The organism is Coriobacteriia bacterium, assembly GCA_003149935.1.
Taxonomy (GTDB): Bacteria; Actinomycetota; Coriobacteriia; order Coriobacteriales; family QAMH01; genus QAMH01.
This window is the reverse complement of sequence record QAMH01000006.1, coordinates 605,272-624,316: the sequence shown is the minus strand read 5'-3', so window position 1 is coordinate 624,316 and position 19,045 is coordinate 605,272. Positions and strand designations below refer to the sequence as shown.

At 58.6% G+C, this 19,045-nt stretch carries 15 protein-coding genes; 13 read left to right on the top strand and 2 right to left on the bottom strand.

Annotated features, from left to right (window positions below):
* Window positions 1–209 precede the first annotated feature (209 nt).
* From DBY20_05575 to DBY20_05540, 8 genes are all read left to right on the top strand, one after another.
* Complete coding sequence (locus DBY20_05575) at window positions 210–2,096, top strand: hypothetical protein (GenBank protein ID PWL79334.1); 1,887 nt, start codon at window positions 210–212, stop codon at window positions 2,094–2,096.
* A 128-nt stretch (window positions 2,097–2,224) separates the two neighbouring features.
* Complete coding sequence (gene rfbA, locus DBY20_05570; GenBank protein PWL79333.1) at window positions 2,225–3,124, top strand: glucose-1-phosphate thymidylyltransferase; 900 nt, start codon at window positions 2,225–2,227, stop codon at window positions 3,122–3,124.
* Window positions 3,125–3,127: 3 nt separating this feature from the next.
* Window positions 3,128–4,033 carry a dTDP-4-dehydrorhamnose reductase gene (rfbD, locus tag DBY20_05565; GenBank protein PWL79332.1) on the top strand — a complete coding sequence of 302 codons (906 nt, stop codon included), beginning with the start codon at window positions 3,128–3,130 and terminating at the stop codon, window positions 4,031–4,033.
* 206 nt (window positions 4,034–4,239) lie between these two features.
* A complete protein-coding gene (gene rfbC / locus DBY20_05560) occupies window positions 4,240–4,806 on the top strand; it encodes a dTDP-4-dehydrorhamnose 3,5-epimerase (GenBank protein PWL79331.1) in 567 nt (188 codons plus the stop codon).
* 14 nt (window positions 4,807–4,820) lie between these two features.
* Window positions 4,821–5,840 (top strand): dTDP-glucose 4,6-dehydratase, encoded by a 1,020-nt coding sequence (gene rfbB / locus DBY20_05555; protein ID PWL79330.1) that lies wholly within the window; start codon window positions 4,821–4,823, stop codon window positions 5,838–5,840.
* Between the two features lie 8 nt (window positions 5,841–5,848).
* Window positions 5,849–6,211, top strand: coding sequence for a phosphoribosyl-AMP cyclohydrolase (locus DBY20_05550; GenBank protein PWL79329.1), 363 nt, complete (start codon window positions 5,849–5,851; stop codon window positions 6,209–6,211).
* A 6-nt stretch (window positions 6,212–6,217) separates the two neighbouring features.
* Window positions 6,218–7,597, top strand: coding sequence for a glutamine synthetase (locus DBY20_05545; GenBank protein PWL79328.1), 1,380 nt, complete (start codon window positions 6,218–6,220; stop codon window positions 7,595–7,597).
* A 21-nt stretch (window positions 7,598–7,618) separates the two neighbouring features.
* Window positions 7,619–8,281, top strand: a complete 663-nt coding sequence (locus DBY20_05540; protein PWL79327.1) for a transcriptional regulator — start codon at window positions 7,619–7,621, stop codon at window positions 8,279–8,281.
* 291 nt (window positions 8,282–8,572) lie between these two features.
* Here the strand turns inward: DBY20_05540 and DBY20_05535 are convergent, their stop codons facing one another.
* Window positions 8,573–9,016 carry a very short patch repair endonuclease gene (locus DBY20_05535; protein PWL79326.1) on the bottom strand — a complete coding sequence of 148 codons (444 nt, stop codon included), beginning with the start codon at window positions 9,014–9,016 and terminating at the stop codon, window positions 8,573–8,575.
* Window positions 9,017–9,091: 75 nt separating this feature from the next.
* Here DBY20_05535 and DBY20_05530 point away from each other — a divergent pair, with 75 nt between their 5' ends.
* On the top strand, window positions 9,092–11,725 hold the full coding sequence (locus DBY20_05530; protein ID PWL79325.1) for a DNA polymerase I: 2,634 nt from the start codon (window positions 9,092–9,094) through the stop codon (window positions 11,723–11,725).
* Between the two features lie 96 nt (window positions 11,726–11,821).
* Here DBY20_05530 and DBY20_05525 read toward each other — a convergent pair whose 3' ends face one another.
* On the bottom strand, window positions 11,822–13,387 hold the full coding sequence (locus DBY20_05525; GenBank protein ID PWL79324.1) for a hypothetical protein: 1,566 nt from the start codon (window positions 13,385–13,387) through the stop codon (window positions 11,822–11,824).
* A gap of 299 nt (window positions 13,388–13,686) precedes the next feature.
* Here DBY20_05525 and DBY20_05520 point away from each other — a divergent pair, with 299 nt between their 5' ends.
* The 4 genes from DBY20_05520 to DBY20_05505 all read left to right on the top strand — a co-directional run bounded on the left by DBY20_05520 (window position 13,687) and on the right by DBY20_05505 (window position 19,021).
* A complete protein-coding gene (locus DBY20_05520; protein ID PWL79323.1) occupies window positions 13,687–14,904 on the top strand; it encodes a 30S ribosomal protein S1 in 1,218 nt (405 codons plus the stop codon).
* Window positions 14,905–14,937: 33 nt separating this feature from the next.
* Window positions 14,938–16,023 carry a hypothetical protein gene (locus tag DBY20_05515; protein PWL79322.1) on the top strand — a complete coding sequence of 362 codons (1,086 nt, stop codon included), beginning with the start codon at window positions 14,938–14,940 and terminating at the stop codon, window positions 16,021–16,023.
* A 101-nt stretch (window positions 16,024–16,124) separates the two neighbouring features.
* On the top strand, window positions 16,125–16,883 hold the full coding sequence (gene coaE, locus DBY20_05510; GenBank protein PWL79321.1) for a dephospho-CoA kinase: 759 nt from the start codon (window positions 16,125–16,127) through the stop codon (window positions 16,881–16,883).
* 2 nt (window positions 16,884–16,885) lie between these two features.
* Window positions 16,886–19,021 (top strand): excinuclease ABC subunit UvrB, encoded by a 2,136-nt coding sequence (locus tag DBY20_05505; protein ID PWL79320.1) that lies wholly within the window; start codon window positions 16,886–16,888, stop codon window positions 19,019–19,021.
* Window positions 19,022–19,045: the final 24 nt, after the last annotated feature.

Here is a 19,045-nt window from a genome sequence, read left to right as displayed (position 1 = left end):
CGTTCTTCTATTCGGTATGTGCGCCATCTATATGCAATATCCTGGACATTGACTTGCATATTTTACTGACCAGGATACGGACAAATGTTACCTGTTCTGCGGTTTTCGCAAAGATATAGCGACCGCTGGCAGAAGCGATGCTCGACTAGATATGTGCACGTGGTAGTGTCGCGACGTGGTTATATCTGGTGTAGGGAAGTGATCAAAACATGAGTAAAGTTCGTTCGCTTGGAAGGGTATGGATTGTCATTGTCGCAACCGTGCTCGCATGCATGCTTGCGATGGCGGCGGCGCCTGCCTACGCGGCAGAAGACGCCGGGACTACCGACACGACGGTTTCCGATGGCGCCGTGACGACCGATCCCGATGACGGCGAGGACGTGACCGGGCCGGGCGACGTGACGCCGGGAGACGCCGACGATTCCGGCGATGCCGACGAGCCGACCAACCCCGATACGCCAGCAACGCCGGACGAGGGCGACGATGGCGATCAAGCGGACAAACCCGCTGGTGACACGCCGGATGACCAGGATAAACCTGACCAGGATACTCCCGACGACCCCGCGGACGAGCCTGACGAGCCCGCCGAGCCCGAGCCCTCCTACGAGGACTCCCACGCCAACATGTACCGCCTCTACAACCCCAACTCCGGCGAGCACTTCTACACCATGAGCCTGCACGAGGCCACGAGCGTCGCGTCCGCCGGCTGGCAGTGGGAGGGCATCGGCTGGGTGGCCCCGCTTTCCGGCGCGCCGGTCTACCGCCTCTACAACCCCAACGCCGGCGATCACCACTACACCACGAGCGCGGTCGAGCGCGACCATCTCATCGGCGTCGGCTGGAACGACGAGGGCATCGGCTGGTACTCCGACGGCGAGGACCACACGCCCGTGCTGCGCCAGTACAACCCCAACGCGGTCGCCGGCGCGCACAACTTCACGACCTCGGCGGTCGAGAACGACCACCTGGTCGGCGTCGGGTGGAACCACGAGGGCCTGGCCTGGTACGCGACCGACGGCCCCAACCTGGAGATCCAGGGCCGGTGGCTCGTCACGAGCGCCTGGGGAAGCCTCGAGCGCTACTGGATCGGCGCTGACGGCAACATCGTCAGGGGCCGCCTCATCGATCCCGAGGAGGGCACCGGCTACCACGCCTATGCCACCGACGATGGCGCTATCGTACGCGGCAAGTACTATGCCCCCGAACTCGACTGTGTCTATGTCGCCGACCAGGAAGGACGTCTTGTTTCCAAGCCCGATGGCCAGGACGGTTGGTACGTCACCGATTCCATCGATGGCGGCATGCAGCGCTACTATTACCTCGCTGACCTTCATGCCATGGACGCTGGTTTCTTTACGGTTGATGGTGTGAATTACTACGGTCTTGCTGCCGAGGGCTACGTGCTTCGTGGCAAATACAGCTGGGGCGGCATCGTCTTGCTCGGCAATCTCGAAAGCGGAGAGCTTGCGACGGGCCAGGGCTGGCTCGTTACCGATATCTACGATGGTGGCACTCAGCGTTACTGGCTCATCGCCACGTGGGAGAACTCGCCGTACTCCGGTGCTCAGACGGGCCTGATCTACGTCGATGGTGGCAAGTACTATGGTGATCCCAAGCAGGGCTACATTGACCGTAACAAGTATGTTTACGCGGATCGTTGGTACAAGGCCAATAACGATGGCTGGCTCACCGAGAGCGAGTCTCCCGAGGAAGGCGATATGATGCTGCGTGCCCAGGGCATGCGCAGCCCGACGGACTTCCTCATCCTCGTCGATACGGACAAATGCCGCGTGGGCATCTTCAGGGGCGGTAACGATAATTGGAACCTTGATAGGTTCGAGCCCTGCGTTTGCGGTGCTCCGTGGTCCCCGACCATCACGGGCACCTACTCCACGGGCTATCACCTGCCTGTGTTGCCGGACTGGTCGAATGCCCTGTATTGCACCAATATCACGGGCGGCTACTTCTTCCACAGCGTCCTGAGTTCCACCGATGAGCTTGGCCAGCATCTCTCCCATGGCTGCATTCGCCTCGACTGGCCGTTTGCCCAGTACATGCAGACGGTTCCCTACGGATCGACGGTGCATCTGTACTAGCGCGATGTGCGTGTTCGAATGGGTATCGTGTGCGGGCACCTCTCATTTGGGAGGTGCCTGTTTGCATTTGCCGTGCGTGTCTTATAATGGTTCGACATATCTCGAATCCAAGCGGAGGAGCACATCACATGAAGGGCATCATTCTGGCGGGCGGTAGCGGAACGCGCCTGTATCCGCTCACCCTCGTTACGAGCAAGCAGCTTCTGCCAATCTATGACAAGCCAATGATTTACTATCCGCTTGCCACGCTCATGATGGCGGGCATTCGCGACATACTCATCATCTCGACGCCTGCGGACCTTCCCAATTTCGAGCGCCTCTTGGGTGACGGAAGCCAGCTTGGAATCAAGCTTTCCTACAAGGTGCAGCCCTCGCCCGATGGCCTTGCCCAGGCATTCATCATCGGCGAGGAGTTTTGCGCGGGAGAGCCCTGCGCCCTCGTCCTCGGCGACAACATCTTCTACGGCAACGGCTTTCGCGATCAGCTCAGGCGTGCCGTTGAGCGTGCCGAGAACGGCAAGGGCTCCACGGTCTTTGGCTATTACGTCGATGATCCCGAGCGCTTTGGCGTCGTGGAATTCGATGAGAACTACAATGCGATCTCCATCGAGGAGAAGCCGGAGCATCCCAAGAGCAACTATGCGGTCACGGGCCTCTATTTCTACGACGAGCGTGTGTGCGAGCTTGCCAAGCAGGTCAAGCCTTCTGCGCGTGGAGAGCTCGAGATTACCGATCTCAACGAGATGTACCTCAATGATGGCTCGCTCAATGTCGAAGTGCTCGGCCGGGGCTATGCCTGGCTCGACACGGGTACGATGGAGTCGCTGTTCGAGGCGACGAACTTCGTGCGTACGGTCGAGCAGGCTCAAGGCATTCCGGTGAGCGTGGTCGAGGAAATTGCCTATGGCAACGGCTGGATCGATCGCGAACAGCTCGTCGAGGCGGCAACCAAGTACGGCAAGAGCAATTATGGCAAGTACCTCAAGAGCGTAAGCGAGAACAAGTTCTATGCAAAGGGCGGTAAGTAACCGATGAAGATCCTCGTGACCGGAGAACATGGCCAGCTCGGAAACGAGCTCAGGCGCTGTTTCGAGACCATGGAGGCCGAGATTGGCCCCATTCCCGAAGAGTACAGAGATGCCGAGGTCGACTATATCGATTACCAGGTGCTCGATATCAGCGATGCCGATGCCGTTGACGCCTGGTATGCCGAACACGGCCCCTACGACCTCACCATCAACTGCGCGGCAATCACCAATGTGGATGGCTGCGAGCAAAACGAGGCGGCGGCGCTTCACGTCAATGCCATCGGTGCCGAGAACATGGCACGCGCGGCGCAGGGCTGCGGTGGCAAGATCGTGCACATCTCCACCGATTACGTCTTTCCCGGTACCAATCCCGTTCCCCGCGTCGAGACCGATGCGGTGGCGCCCATCTCGGCATACGGCCGCACCAAGTGGGAGGGCGAAGTGCTCACCCAGGCCGCATGCGAGAAAAGCTTCGTCGTGCGCACGGCATGGCTCTATGGCTACATCGGCAAGAACTTCGTCAAGACCATGCTGCGTTTGGCGCGCGAAAACGGCAAGATTTCCGTCGTCAACGACCAGATGGGCAACCCGACAAGCGCCAACGATCTGGCCTACGAGATTCTCAAGATCGCGACGACCGATGATTACGGCACGTATCACTGTACCAATAATGGTACATGCAGCTGGTTCGACTTCGCTTGCGCCATTGTGGATGCTGCCGGCATCGAGTGCGAGAAGGAGGGACTGAGCTCCGCCGAGTACAAAGAGCGCTTCCCGCAGAGTGCCGATCGTCCGGCTTATTCGAGCCTCGAGAACGCGCACCTTGCGGCGACTGTTGGCGACGAGATGCGCCCTTGGCAAGAGGCTCTTGCGACGTACATGGATAGATTCGAGGAACTGGCAGATTAGGTTCTGTCAGGTAAGAATGGGAAAAGGTGTTTTACTCGCCAATGATTCGCACCCGAAGTGACAGAATCGCACAGCTGCTGCGGAACTCGCGCACAGAAACCGTGCGCTCAAACAGTCCTCGCAAGATCGCTTCGCGATTCTGCCTCTTCTGCTCATCGGGCTTCGTAAAACACCTTTTCCCATTCATATATGGATAGAAGGAACTTATGACAACGGATAAAGTCATCACGAGTGGCAACTTCACCTTCACGCAGACGTCCATCGAAGGCGTCATCATCGTCGACGTCAAAGCGTATGGTGATGCACGCGGCTACTTCATGGAGACGTACAAGCGTCCCGATTTCGTTGCGGGCGGCATCGACGTCGAGTTCGTGCAGGACAACCAGAGCTCGTCCACCAAGGGCGTGCTGCGCGGCTTGCATTTCCAGATTGAGCATCCACAAAGCAAGCTCGTGCGCGTCGTGAGCGGCGAGGTCTTCGACGTGTGCGTTGATTTGCGTGAGGGAAGTTCCACCTATGGCAAATGGGAGGGCGTTATCCTTTCGGCCGAAAACAAGCGCCAGTTCTTCGTACCGCGCGGCTTTGCTCATGGCTTCCTCGTGCTCTCGGATACAGCGGAGTTCTGCTACAAGTGCGATGACGTGTACCATCCCAACGACGAGGGCGGTTATCGATATGACGATCCGGCCTTCGGCATAGAATGGCCCGAGATTGATTGCGAGATCAATCTGAGCGACAAGGACCAGGTCCATCCCGCGTTCAAGCGCGACTAGCAAGGAGCAAGAGCATGACGGATACGTTTGCCCCCAAGAATGTCATCGTCACGGGTGGTGCCGGCTTTATCGGCAGCAACTTCGTGCATTGGGTCATCGACAATCAACCTGGCGTACACGTCACGGTGCTTGATGCGCTTACCTATGCGGGTAATCCGGATAACATAGCGGGTTTGTCACAAGATCGCATGACCTTCGTGCATGGCGATATCTGCGACGCAGAGCTCGTCGATAAGCTCGCTGCGGATGCCGATGCGATCGTGCACTTTGCCGCCGAGAGCCACAATGACAACTCCATCCTCGATCCCACGCCGTTTCTGAGAACGAACGTCGAGGGCACGTTCACGCTCTTGCAAGCAGCGCGCAAGCACGACCTGCGCTTCCATCACATTTCGACCGACGAGGTGTATGGCGACCTCGCACTCGACGACCCCGCGCGTTTCACCGAGGAGACACCTTATCATCCGAGTAGCCCCTATAGCTCGACCAAGGCATCGAGCGACATGCTCGTGCGCGCGTGGGTACGTACGTATGGCGTGCGCGCGACCATCAGCAACTGCTCGAACAACTACGGCCCACGCCAGCACATCGAGAAGTTCATTCCGCGTCAGATTACGAACATTCTCTGCGGCATCCGTCCCAAGCTCTACGGGGACGGTCTCAACGTCCGCGATTGGATTCACACCGAGGATCATTCCAGCGCGGTTTGGGACATCCTCACCAAGGGCGAGATAGGCGAGACCTACCTCATCGGTGCCGATGGCGAGAAGAACAACATTGATGTGCTGCGTGCCATCCTTACGGAGATGGGCAAGGACGCCGACGACTTCGACTGGGTCAAGGATCGTCCCGGCCATGATCGCCGCTATGCCATCGATTCCACGAAACTGCGCCGTGAACTCGGCTGGCAGCCCAAGCACACGAACTTCGACGAGGGCTTGCGTGACACCATAGCCTGGTATGAAGATAACCGCGACTGGTGGGAAGGCACCAAGCAGGAGACTGAGGCCAAGTACGCGAAGCAAGGGCAATAGGACATCTCATGAGCATCGATGACTTGCGTTTTGACGAGCGCGGCCTTATCCCGTGCGTCGTGCAGCAATACGATACGGGCGAGGTCCTCATGGTCGCCTGGATGAACGCCGAGTCCCTCGAGCTTACGCGAGAGACGGGAACCACCTGGTTTTGGTCGCGCTCGCGTCAAGAACTCTGGAACAAAGGTTTAACGAGCGGAAACATTCAGGCGGTCAAGGAGCTGTATTATGACTGCGACGGAGATACGCTCCTCGTGAAAGTCGATGCGGCGGGTCCTGCCTGCCACACGGGTGCCACGAGCTGCTTCTTTCGCACGCTTGACGTAAAACGCAAAGACGATGATGTTCGTCATCAGTCAGAAGAGGAGTAGGCGATAATGCCGGATACAGGTGCTGATGAGTTTGACGTGATTGGTTCTGCCGCAGCCGAGGCAAATCGCGACTATGTTCTCAAGACGGTGCAAGAGCGACATATTCACTTTATTCGCATGTGGTTTACCGATGTTTTAGGACAGATGAAGTCCTTTGCCATTACGCCAAGCGAGCTTGAGGCTGCATTCGACGAGGGTATGGGATTTGATGGCAGCTCGATCGAGGGCTTCGCGCGTGCCACGGAGTCCGATATGATCGCCTTTCCCGACGCGAGCACCTTCCAGGTACTGCCCTGGCGTCCCAAGGACGATGGCGTGGCTCGCATGTTCTGCAACATCCTCACGCCCGAGCGCAAGCCTTTCGACGGCGACCCACGCTACGTGCTGCGTTGCATGCTTACCAAGGCCGCGCGCATGGGCTATACCATGAACGTTGGCCCCGAGCTCGAGTACTTCTACTTCAAGAATTCCACGGAGCCCGACCCCATCGATTATGCGGGCTTTTTCGACCTGACCGCCGATGACACGGCTTCCGATCTGCGCCGCGACACGATTTTGACGCTCGAGCAGATGGGCATTCCCGTCGAGTACTCCCACCACGAGGCCGCGCCTTCGCAGCAGGAGATTGACCTGCGCTATAGCGATGCGCTCTCCATGGCCGATGCGGTCATGACATATCGTCTCGTTGTGAAGGAGGTCGCTCTCAAGCACGGCGTGCATGCGAGTTTCATGCCCAAACCCATCCGCGATGTCGATGGCAGCGGCATGCACGTGCATATCTCGCTCTTTCGCGATGACGAGAACGTTTTCTTCGACGAGAGCGACCCGCTCGGCTTCGGCCTGTCGCAGACGGCTAAGCATTACATCGCGGGTCTGCTCAAATATGCACCCGAGATGACGCTCATCACCAACCAATACGTGAACTCCTACAAGCGTCTCATTCCCGGTTTCGAGGCTCCTCTCTACGTGACCTGGGCAAATCGCAATCGTAACGCGCTCGTGCGTGTGCCGCTTTATAAGCCCGGCAAGGCAAATTCCGCTCGCTTCGAGTACCGTAGTCCCGATCCGGCATGCAATCCCTACCTCGTGTTCGCGGTGCTCCTGGGCGCAGGTTTGCGCGGTATCGAAGACGAGCTCGAGCTCGAGCCGCCCCTCACCGATGACCTATCGACTATGAGCGAGGCAGAGGCGCTCGCCGCTGGGTATCGCATGCTGCCCGGCGACTTGCACGAGGCCATCGAGCTCTTTGAGCATTCCGAGCTAATGCGCGAGATTCTCGGCGACGAGATGCATCGCTTCATCGTCGAGAACAAGAAGGAAGAATGGCGTTCGTATCGTTCCCAGGTTACGCAATGGGAACTCGATCGATACTTCCCGATTCTGTAGAAAGCGACCAGGTGCCGTGCCATGCATCGTAAACGTGTGCTATACATACAGGAGGGTATGCAAACGTATGGACGCATTGCGCGTCTGACGGCAGAGCTTGATGCCGATTTCGAGCTTTGTTCCGCCGCTGCCGCCAACTCTTCGCTCCCGCCCACCGACCTTGTCGTGTGCTCTCTCACGGATATGTGCTCCGATGGCATTGCCGCACTCGAGCAAAAGTTGCGACTCGCCGATAATGTGGGACTGCTTCTCATGGTGGAAGCCGATGCGCTCAAGCTTTTGCGCCTGCCTGCGCATATTCGTGCCGATTTCGCCCTCTCAAACGCTCCCGATGACGAGCTGCTCATTCGCATGCGACATCTTCTGTGGCCAGGGGAGGAGACGGCCAATTCCGACTTCATCGCAATCGATTCGATGGTCATCAATCTCTCGACCTATCAGGTTCTTGTCGATGGCAATCCCGTCGACTTTACCTATCTCGAGTACGCGTTGCTTGCGTTTCTGGTAACGCACGCGGGGCACGTGTACTCGCGTGATGCATTGCTTTCGCGCGTTTGGGGCTTCGATTATTTCGGAGGCTCGCGTACGGTTGACGTGCATGTGCGGCGTGTGCGCTCCAAGCTTGGCAACGATCTTGCGGCGCATCTGCGGACTGTCCGTGGCGTCGGCTACATGTGGGAGTAGGCGCGTCAGAGCAGACGATCTTGACGTTCACCGCGATGCTTGCGTAGCGTTTAGTACGCTACGCATCACGCTTCACGTCAATCTCGCCTACTCTGACGCGCCTACTGTAAACGTGTTACGCATCACGCTTCACGTCAATCTCGCTTACTCTGACGCGCCTACTGCGATGTGCCAACCAGACAAAAGTGCCCCGGCGATTATTGTCTTGTGCCAAGGGGTCTGACCCCCTGACACACTCTGCGATGTGCCAACCAGACAAAAGTGCTCCGGCGATTATTGTCTGGTTTTGCCCTATACGTCTATGAAGGCGTATTCGATTTCGTCGTGCAGGCGTTGACGAGTCTCTTCGATACGGTCCTTTTTAAGCTCGCATTCCCAGATGACGATGACATGCCAGCCTTCGCTTTCGAGCTGCTCCTTGACGCGCTTGTCCCGCGCCTTGTTACGCGCGAACTTTTGCTCCCAGAACCTCACGTTGCTCTTGGGTTTGCTTGCGTACTTGCATCCCTCATGCGCGTGCCAAAAACAGCCATTAATGAACAAAGCGAGTTTCCTGCCCGGATAGGCGATATCGGGATGTCCGGCGCACTTCTTCCAATCGCAGCGATATCCCGGCCAACCCATCTCACGGAGCATCTTGCGCACGACAAGCTCGGGTTTCGTGTTAGCGCGCTTATTGGCGACCATGACGTTATGTACGGCTTCGCTTACCATTTCCATCTCATGATACTGCATGAAACTGGGCCGCATCGCACCAAGTTCGCGGTACTATGGGAACACTATTTGCCCATACCGCCCGAAAGGCTGGCCATGTCTCAACGACTTATTGCTGTCATCGACGGAAATTCCCTGCTCCATCGCGCGTTCCATGCCGTGCAAACTCCCATGAACACGCCCGATGGCGCACCGACCAATGCCGTTTTCGGATTCATGCAGATGCTTCTGAAGATGATAGAGGACTACCATCCGGATGCCATCATCTGCGCCTGGGATGTGCATCGTCCCGATTGGCGTATGAAGCTGCTTGCGGGGTACAAGGCGCAGCGTCCCCCCATGGATGAAGGCCTCGCCGTACAGTTCCCCATGATTCAAGGCCTGCTCGAGGCGATGAACATCCCCTGCATCGCGATGGATGGGTATGAGGGCGATGACATCTTGGGCACTATGGCTGCGCGCGGTGAGGCCAATGGCGACCGCGTCTTTCTCATCACGGGTGACAAAGATGCCTACCAGCTCGCGAGTGATACCACGAGCATCGTGACGACTCGCAAGGGCATGTCCGATGTCGTTATCTACACGCCCGAAAAGGTTATGGAACGCTACGGCATCCCCCCGAGTCTCGTGCCCGATTTCCTGGGTCTCAAGGGTGATTCGAGTGACAACATTCCCGGCGTGCCCGGCGTGGGCGAAAAGACCGCTGCCAAGTTGCTTGTCGAATGGGGCTCGCTCGATGACGTGCTCGAGCATGCCGACGACATCAAGGGCAAGATGGGGGAGCGCATCCGCGAGCACGCCGAGGACGCGCGCATTAGCCGTGCCGTTGCCACGATCAGGCGCGATGCACCCGTTGAGCTTTCACTCGATGATGTTCACTTTCCGAGTTATTCCGCGCAGGAAGTAAGCGAGGCCTTTGGGGCGTTGCATTTCAATCGCCACCTGCGCGTGGTGCTTTCCTTGCTGGGTGATGACGCATCGACTGCCGCCGCCATGCCGCAGCCCAAGGTCAAGCTTAGCTATCACGTCTCCCAAAATGCCGAGTCTTTCGTCAAGGCGGCGGTGAAGGCGGGGCGTCGAGTTGCCGTTGCGCTCGACGAGCCCATCGAGCAGTCGCTCTTTGCGCAGGACCCCACCGTCGTCTTCTCTGATGGTGCGGGGCTTGCCGAGACGACGATCGAGCTTGCCGCGCCTCTCATCGGGCACATCCTCGCCGAGGGTACGCTTGTGGGCATCGACATCAAGCGCATGCTGCGAGGCGTGTTTGCGCCGGGCCATCCCGCGCGGGAACTCGACACGATATTCTCGGCCAATCTTTTTGACTGCAGCCTTGCGGCATACCTGCTCGATTCGAACGGTAGCTACCTGACGAGCGAACTTGCCGAGAAATACTTGGATCTGGTCAAGCCGACGGGCCAAAACGCTCCGAGCGACGGCCAGTTTGAGGCTGCCGTTGCCGAGAGCCTGGTGGATGTGCTCACAACCAAGCTCAAAGAAGACGATTCCTGGAATCTGTACTGCGATATCGAGCTCAAGCTCATGCCCGTGTTGCTCTCGATGGAGCGCTTCGGGACGGGTCTCGACACGAATGTTCTCAAGGATATCTCCTCGGAGATTTCCGGACACATCGAAGAGCTGCGCGCCGAGATCATCGAACTTGCCGGGGAGGACTTCAACATCGACTCGCCCAAGCAGCTCGGGCATATCCTGTTCGAGGTGCTCGGGCTCGATACGAAGAAGTCAAAGAAGAATCGTACGGGTTGGTCGACGAACGCCTCGGTGCTCGAGAAGCTGCGCGATGACCATCCGCTGCCGGACAAGATCATCGAGTATCGCGAGCTTACCAAGTTGCGGTCGACGTATCTGGATACTCTGCCGACGCTCGTCGATCGTGCTGACGGACGCATCCACACGAGCTTCAATCAGACGGTCACGACGACGGGCAGGCTCTCCTCGTCCGATCCCAACTTGCAGAATATTCCCGTGCGTACCGAACTGGGACGGCGCATCCGCGAGGCGTTCGTTGCCCCGGAAGGCGGCGTCTTCCTGTCGGCCGACTACTCGCAGATCGAGCTGAGGCTGCTCGCGCACCTTTCGGGTGATGAGGGACTCATCGACGCATTCTTGAGTGGCGAGGATTTCCATGCCCATACGGCTTCCGATGTCTTTGGCGTGTCGGTTGACGAGGTAACGCCCGATATGCGTTCGCGCGCCAAGGCAGTCAACTTTGGCATTGTCTATGGGCAACAGGCGTTTGGTCTCGGCCAGACGTTGCACATCCCGATGGTCGAAGCACAGGAGATGATCGACCGCTATTACGATGCGTATCCCAAAGTCCGTGCTTATCTCGATGACGTCGTCGCTCAGGCGCATAAGGACGGGTATGCGACGACCATGTTTGGTCGCAAGCGCCACATCCCCGAGCTGCGCAGCACGAATGTGAACCTGCGCCATTTCGGCGAGCGCACGGCAATGAACCATCCCATGCAAGGTACGGCAGCAGACATCATCAAGCTTGCGATGATCCAGGTGAACAAGCGTCGTCGCGAAGAGGGCCTGCATGCGCGTATGGTGCTTCAGGTGCACGACGAACTCGATTTCGAGTGCCCGAACGAAGAGGCGGATACGATGGCTGCGCTCGTCGCCGAAGTCATGAACAACGTGGTCGAGCTCAAGGTTCCGCTTATTGCCGATGTGCAGATGGGCCCCAACTGGGCGATTGCACATTAACTTGCGCACGCTCATTTGAAAGCGGAGGATGGAGCGCGACCGGAGCGACTGGGCTTCGGAGCTCCGGTGTGCATCATCCTCCGCTTCGCGTACAGGTTACCTCATACGCAGGCGTAGCCACTGGGAGGCACCCGGCGTCTGCTCGGCAAGCGCAAGCAGGTTATGCGCGGTAATGTAGCCTGCGCTATCGGCGGGAAGCTCGCCGCGCCAGCCCGTGTTGTGGTACCAGCTACGTGCGTTGAAGTACGCCTGCAGGCCGGGGTTCCTGAAGCTGTAGCCCTGACGCGCGTATGGCTCGTTGCGCGCGATGCAGAGCTCGGCATCGTTGAGGCCAAGAGCGCGAAGCTCGTCGATGCTGTAGGCCTTCTCGCTCGAGTTGGGAATGACGTAACCATCATGCAGGTTTACCGTGCCCGTGAGCGTGCGGCCGTTGGAGGCGACCATGGCGATGTTGACGGCACCATTGTTCACGCCGGGGCCATTCAGGTTATCGCCGCCGGTGTTGCCACCACTCGGGGCACTGCCACCCGAGGTGCCGCCGCTTGAGCCACCGGTGTTGCCTCCCGTATTGCCGCCCGAGCCGGTGCCGCTCGAACCGCCGGAAATGGCAGCGCCAGAGCTGCTTCCCGAACTACCGGAATTGCCACCCGTCGATGTCGAGCCGGTCGAACCCGAGCTGGAGCCCGTCGAGTTATCGGTCGCGGCACCGGGTGTGGTGGCATCGGAGCCGGGCGTTGTCGTGCCCGGCGCAGTCGTTGAGATGGAGCCCGGAAGTGCGCTGGAGCTGCTCTCTTGCTTCCACTTGGCATAAAGCGTCATATCTTGCGTGACGTCAATCGGGAAGCTGGCCTCCTCATTGTAGTTGGCATCGAGGTACCAGCCATCAAAGGTATAACCGGGGCGCGTGGGGTTAGCGGGGCGCTCGAGCTTGCCGTTCTCGAGTATGTATTGGTTGCCAATAACGGTGCCGCCATCGGTGTCGAAGCTTACCGTTTTGCTCTTGTTACCAGAGTTTGCGAGAAAGACGCCAAACGCCGCGAGGCAGCAGATGATGAGCAGCGCGATGAGAATGACGACGAACCTCTTCCTGTCGCCCGCCGTGTTGCGAGGCGTGCGTGTTGTGTCACGGTGCACGCTGCGGCGTGTCCGAGAACCGGGGATATCGCCCGTAGTGCCAGCGGATCGCGTGGGCGCTGGTTCTGCTGCGAAGTCGTCGATGAGAATCGGGGTGGTGGTGCCTGCTGCCGACCGCGCTACTGTGCTGGTGGTGGTTCTGGCCGTGCGTGCAGTCGTGCGGTCTTCGTCTGGAACCCTGCCGGATTCGCTTGTGGGACGCTTGATGACGGGAATCTTGCCCGTGGTAGCTGCGGCGCTTGTTCTGCGACGCGGCGTGGGAGCCTTATCGGAGTTTGCAGCTGCTCCTGGTGCGCTTGCAGAGCCCGGGGTTGTGGGGGTTGCGCCATCGCGCTTGGGCACACGGACCTCCCAGGGGCGCTCGATGGGCGTCGTGGGCTCGTTGCTCATGTCGGATGGAAGCTTGATGACCTTGCGGTTCGCGCTTCGATTGGATCTATCGGCACCAGGCATCTGGAGCGGTGACCCGCACTCCGAGCAGAACTTTGCTCCGTGAATATTGCTGAAGCCGCATTTGGCGCAACGCATGTGTGCTCCCCCGTGTGTTATCTAAGCTGCATTTAGGTAGCGTGTTCATACATATACTTGAACTTAGGTATTTTCTCTCAAATAGCGGGAGCATTTCAACTGAAAATTTCTTACATCTCAAAATATATAAATCGTTGTATGAAGCGGTGCAATTGTTACAAAGTCATTGCTTGAAATAGGGGTATATGGGGTACAATACATCTTTGCGTGCGGAATAGGCCGCACCGTGATGTTTTTGTTGGCCCCGAGTAAAAACGTTCGTTACGAATTATTCGCGGGCCCCGAAGAAAGGGGTCCTCTTGAGCGTAATCAAGAATCCTACCGTCATCGATGCAACCGAGATCTCCGATGACGAGATGAATGCCCTGATCGATGGTACGATTAATCCTTTCGAGGAAGGTGACCTGGTCACCGGCACTATCGTGAAGCTCGACCGTGACGAGGTCCTGCTCGACATCGGTTTCAAGTCCGAGGGCGTCATTCCCGTGCGCGAGCTTTCCATTCGCCGCGATGTCGACCCGTCCGAGGTCGTCAACCTGGGCGATCAGATCGAGGCTCTCGTGCTTCAGAAGGAGGACAAGGACGGTCGTCTCATCCTCTCCAAGAAGCGTGCTGAGTACGAGCGTGCCTGGATCAGCGTCGAGGAGAAGTTCAACAACGGCGAGAACGTCGAGGGCGAGGTCATCGAGGTCGTCAAGGGCGGTCTCATCCTTGACATCGGCCTGCGTGGCTTCCTGCCGGCATCTCTCGTCGACCTGCGCCGCGTGAAGGATCTTTCCACGTACATCCACTCCACCCTCGAGGCTCGCGTCATCGAGATGGATCGCAACCGCAACAACGTCGTGCTCTCCCGTCGCGTCGTCCTCGAAGAGGGTCGCAAGGCCGAGCGCGCCGAGGTTCTTGCCAAGCTCGCCAAGGGCATGCACCTCAAGGGCGTCGTCTCCAGCATCGTTGACTTCGGTGCTTTCGTCGACCTGGGCGGCATCGACGGCCTGGTCCACATCTCCGAGCTCTCCTGGAGCCACGTCAATCATCCCTCCGAGGTCGTCAAGGTCGGCCAGGAGGTCGAGGTCGAGGTTCTCGATGTCGACATGAGCCGCGAGCGCATCTCGCTCGGTCTCAAGCAGACCACCGAGGATCCGTGGCGCACGCTCGTCAAGAACTATCCCGTCGGCTCCATCGTCGAGGGTACGGTTACCAAGCTCGTGCCGTTCGGCGCATTTGTCGAGCTGGGTGACAGCATCGAGGGCCTGGTACACATCTCCGAGATGGCATCCCGTCACGTCGACGTCCCGAGTCAGGTTTCCAATGTTGGCGATCCCGTCCAGGTCAAGGTCATGGACATCGACATGGACCGTCGCCGCATCTCCCTGTCGATGAAGGCCGCCGCCGAGACGCTTGGCGTCGAGATCGAGGTCGCAGAGCTCGAGAAGCCCGAGTCCGATGACGAGCCTACTGGTGAGGTCGAAGAGGTCGTGGCCGAGGAAGTCGTGACCGAAGAGCCCACGGAAGAGTAGAAAAGGCAAAGCTTGTCTAAGATTCTTCTTGGCATGAGCGGCGGCATAGATTCGTCTGTTGCCGCCTGGATTTTGAAGCGTGACGCTCACGAGGTGGTGGGCGTCACGCTTCGCTTTCACGACAGCCCACAGCGGGCTGCCGCGATCGAGCGCGCACAAGGCTGCGCCCAGAAGCTTGGCATCGAGCATCACGTCATTGACATGCGCGACGAGTTCGCCCGCATGGTCAAGGATTACACCGCGTGCGAGTTCGAGCAGGGCCGCTTTCCCAATCCTTGCACTGTCTGCACGCGCGAGCTCAAGATGAACGCACTTTTCGAGCAGGCCACTGCCTTTGGATGCGAGCAAGTTGCAACGGGGCATTACGCTCGCATCACGCAGGACGAGGCGGGCTTCCAGCTGCTGCCTTACCAGCTACGCAAGCCCCTCGACGTTTCCAAGGATCAGACCTTCTTGCTCTACACGCTCGCGCAGGATCAACTTGCGCGGCTTGTCTTTCCATTGGCGGATTTGCACAAGGGCGTCGTCAGACGCATGGCGATGCAGGCCGGTCTCATGCGCATTGCCCCTGTCAACGATGGACAAGGCGAGCCCTGTTTCTACGATGACGAGGGGTTCGTCGCATGGCTCGAAGGCGAAGGTGGCTTGGAGCGTGATACGGGCGATATTGTCTATCTGGGCGATAATTCCATCATCGACAGCTACGAAGGGCAGTATCGCTTTGCTCCAGACCAGAGTTTGGGCCGTTACACCATCGCGCACGAGGTAAGCGAAGAAGACGACGCAAGCTCGGCGTCCACCATGGAAGATGAGGAGCTCTTCGCCGTCTACAAGGATGTCAGGAGTCATCGTGTGTATGCCGCAACCCGCGCCGTGGCCGGCACCGAGATGTGCCTGCTGCGCGATGTGTGCTGGACCTCGATTGACCCTCCGCAGGGCAAGCGCTCGTGCCGTGTCCGCATAGCATACGATCGCAAACCCGTCCCTGCTCATGTCATCTGCAACGACGAAGGAGTCGTTGTTGCATTCAGCGAGCGCGTGGGCGGCGTGCGCCCAGGTCAGCCCCTCGTCCTCTATTCGGACGATCTTGTTCTCGGCGGCGGAATCGTTACCGGGTAGTGGCGCCGGAAAGATGCGTATCGTGGCGGATTTCGAGCATATGTCGGCAGCAGGGCGTGCGGCAGCGCTTCGGGCGCAGCAACGTCAGAAGCACGATATCGATGCCGTCTCGCGTGCAGGCATGCGCTCGGAAAACGAAGATGATGACGGGTATGACCCGTATTCCGACTACATGGACATGCTCGCGCGTAGCTCGTACGAAGAGCCCGAAGCCGATCCGTGGGGGTAGGAGCATCATGTACACGGTCATGGTGACAGGCGGTATCGGGTCGGGAAAGTCGAAGCTCGTCGAGTTGCTGTGCGAGCGCGGAGCCGTTTCCATCGATCTTGATGAGATAAATCGCAGGCTCATCTCCAGCAACACCATGCTCATTGCCGAGCTCGCGGAACGCTTTGGGGAGGAGATCCTCGATGAGGATGGAGCTGTCGTTCCGGCGCGTTTGGCGCGGCTGGCGTTTGCAAGCGAACAAGCCACGCATGATCTCAATGCCATTTCGTTTCCCTACATCACCGAAGCGGCCACCAATTACATTCTCAATGTCGAATGCGTGCCACGTACGAATGCCAAGATTCTTGTCATCGAAGTGCAGCTCCTCACCGAGGTGCCCGAGTTTGCCCAGCTCGCCGACGAGGTCATTGCCGTGTCGGCACCAAGCGAGCTGCGTCTTGCACGTGCCGTCACGCGCGGCATGGACGCATCTGACGTGTTGGCCCGCATGCGTGTGCAGGCAACCGATGCCGAGCGTGCCTTGATTGCCGATACGATATGTGAGAACATATGTTCGATTGAAGAACTCGGTGATTGGGCTGATGCTTGGTACGATGAGCGTATGGAGATGCTCGAGAAGCAGGAGAGCTAGACGTGGACAGCGCGCAGAGTGCACAGATTAACGGTCGGCGCGAGCAGGGCAATCCCTTCAAGTGCGTCGCGCCCTATGAGCTCTCGGGCGATCAGCCGCAGGCAGTCGAGCGTCTTACCAACGGCATACAAAGTGGCATGCGCTACCAGACGCTGCTTGGCGTCACCGGTTCGGGCAAGACCTTCACGATGGCCAAGACCATCGAGCGCTTGCAGATGCCCACGCTCGTTCTCGCACCCAACAAGACGCTGGCAGCTCAGCTCGCAAGCGAGCTCAAGGAGTTCTTCCCCAACAATGCCGTGAACTACTTCGTGAGTTACTACGACTACTACCAACCAGAAGCATACGTTCCGCAGACCGATACCTACATCGAGAAGGACTCGTCGGTCAACGAGGAAGTCGAGAAGATGCGCCATGCGGCAACTTCGGCGCTGCTCACACGCAAGGACGTCATTGTCGTCGCGTCCGTAAGTTGCATCTATGGCATCGGATCTCCGGAGAACTACGCCGAGATGGCGGTTTTCGTAGACCGCGAGGTACCGCTCGATCGTGACGAGTTCATCTACCGGCTTATCGACATGCAATACGATCGCAACGATTACGAGCTCGAACGCGGCTCGTTCAGAGTGCGCGGTGATAGCGTCGACGTGTTTCCGCCTTACATGGATAATCTGCTGCACTTCGAGTTCTTTGGCGATGAAGTCGAGGAGATTGTCGAGGTCGACCGCATCACGGGCGAAGAGGTCATGAGCTATGCCTCGACGCCCATTTGGCCTGCATCGCATTACGTGACCAATCGTCCCAGTGTCGAGAAGGCCCTCGTATCCATTTCCGATGAGTTGCGAGAGCGCTTGGAGGATCTCAAGAAGAATGGCAAGCTGCTGGAAGCGCAGCGCCTCGAGCAGCGCACCTCGTATGACCTCGAGATGCTCGAGACCATGGGTTTTTGTACGGGCATCGAGAATTATTCGCGTCATCTCGACGGGCGCGAAGCAGGCGAGCCACCCTACACGTTGCTCGATTACTTTGGCGGCAGCGACTTTTTGACCTTCATCGACGAGAGCCACGTGACGGTGCCGCAGGTGCGCGGCATGCACGAGGGCGATCGCAGCCGCAAGGTCACGCTCGTCGAGCACGGCTTTCGTCTGCCAAGTGCGCTTGACAACCGTCCACTGCGATACGATGAGTTCGAGCAGCGCATCCCGCAGTTCATCTTCATTTCGGCCACGCCGGGCGATTACGAGGAGCGCGTAAGCGAGCAGACCGTCGAGCAGATCATTCGTCCGACGGGCCTGCTCGATCCGGAGATTGTCTTGCGTCCCACAAAGGCGCAGGTCGATGACTTGCTGGCAGAAATCCAGGACGTCGTCTCGCGCGACGAGCGCGTGCTCGTGACCACGCTCACCAAGAAAATGGCCGAAGAGCTTACGGATTTCCTGCTCGATCAGGGCGTGAAGGCAAATTACCTTCACAGTGACATCGGCACGGTTGAGCGCGTCGAGATTTTGCGCGAGCTGCGTATGGGCAGCTTCGACGTGCTCGTTGGCATCAACCTTTTGCGTGAGGGCCTCGACCTACCCGAAGTGAGCCTCATCGCGATTCTCGATGCGGACAAGGAGGGCTTCCTGCGCAATAAGCGAAGCCTCATCCAGACCATCGGCCGCGCCGCACGCAACGTAAGCGGACGCGTCATCATGTATGCGGATAACGTGACGGATTCGATGCGTATCGCCATCGACGAGACGGCTCGTAGGCGTCATATCCAGATGGCTTACAACGAGGAGCATGGTATCGAGCCCAAGACCATCCGCAAGGCCATATCATCCATCATGGACGAGCTCTCCGAGGGCAAGAGCGCCCAGGAGATTTCGACGAGCAAGGCGCTTGCCGATGATATCGCGCTGCTCGGACGTGACGAGGTGCTGCGCATGATCGACTCGCTCGAGGAGCAGATGGCCGAGGCCTCCGAAGCCCTTGACTTCGAGACGGCGGCCCATCTGCGCGATCAGGCGGTGAGCTTGCGTGCCAAGGTCGAGAGCACCGATGAAGACGATGCGCTCGCGCGCCTCAAGGCGACCTCACGACGCGGGTCGACTATGGGCACCCGCAAGAACTCCGGCAAGCACCGCAGGCGCTGAGGCGGGCGATCTCGACGTTCAGCG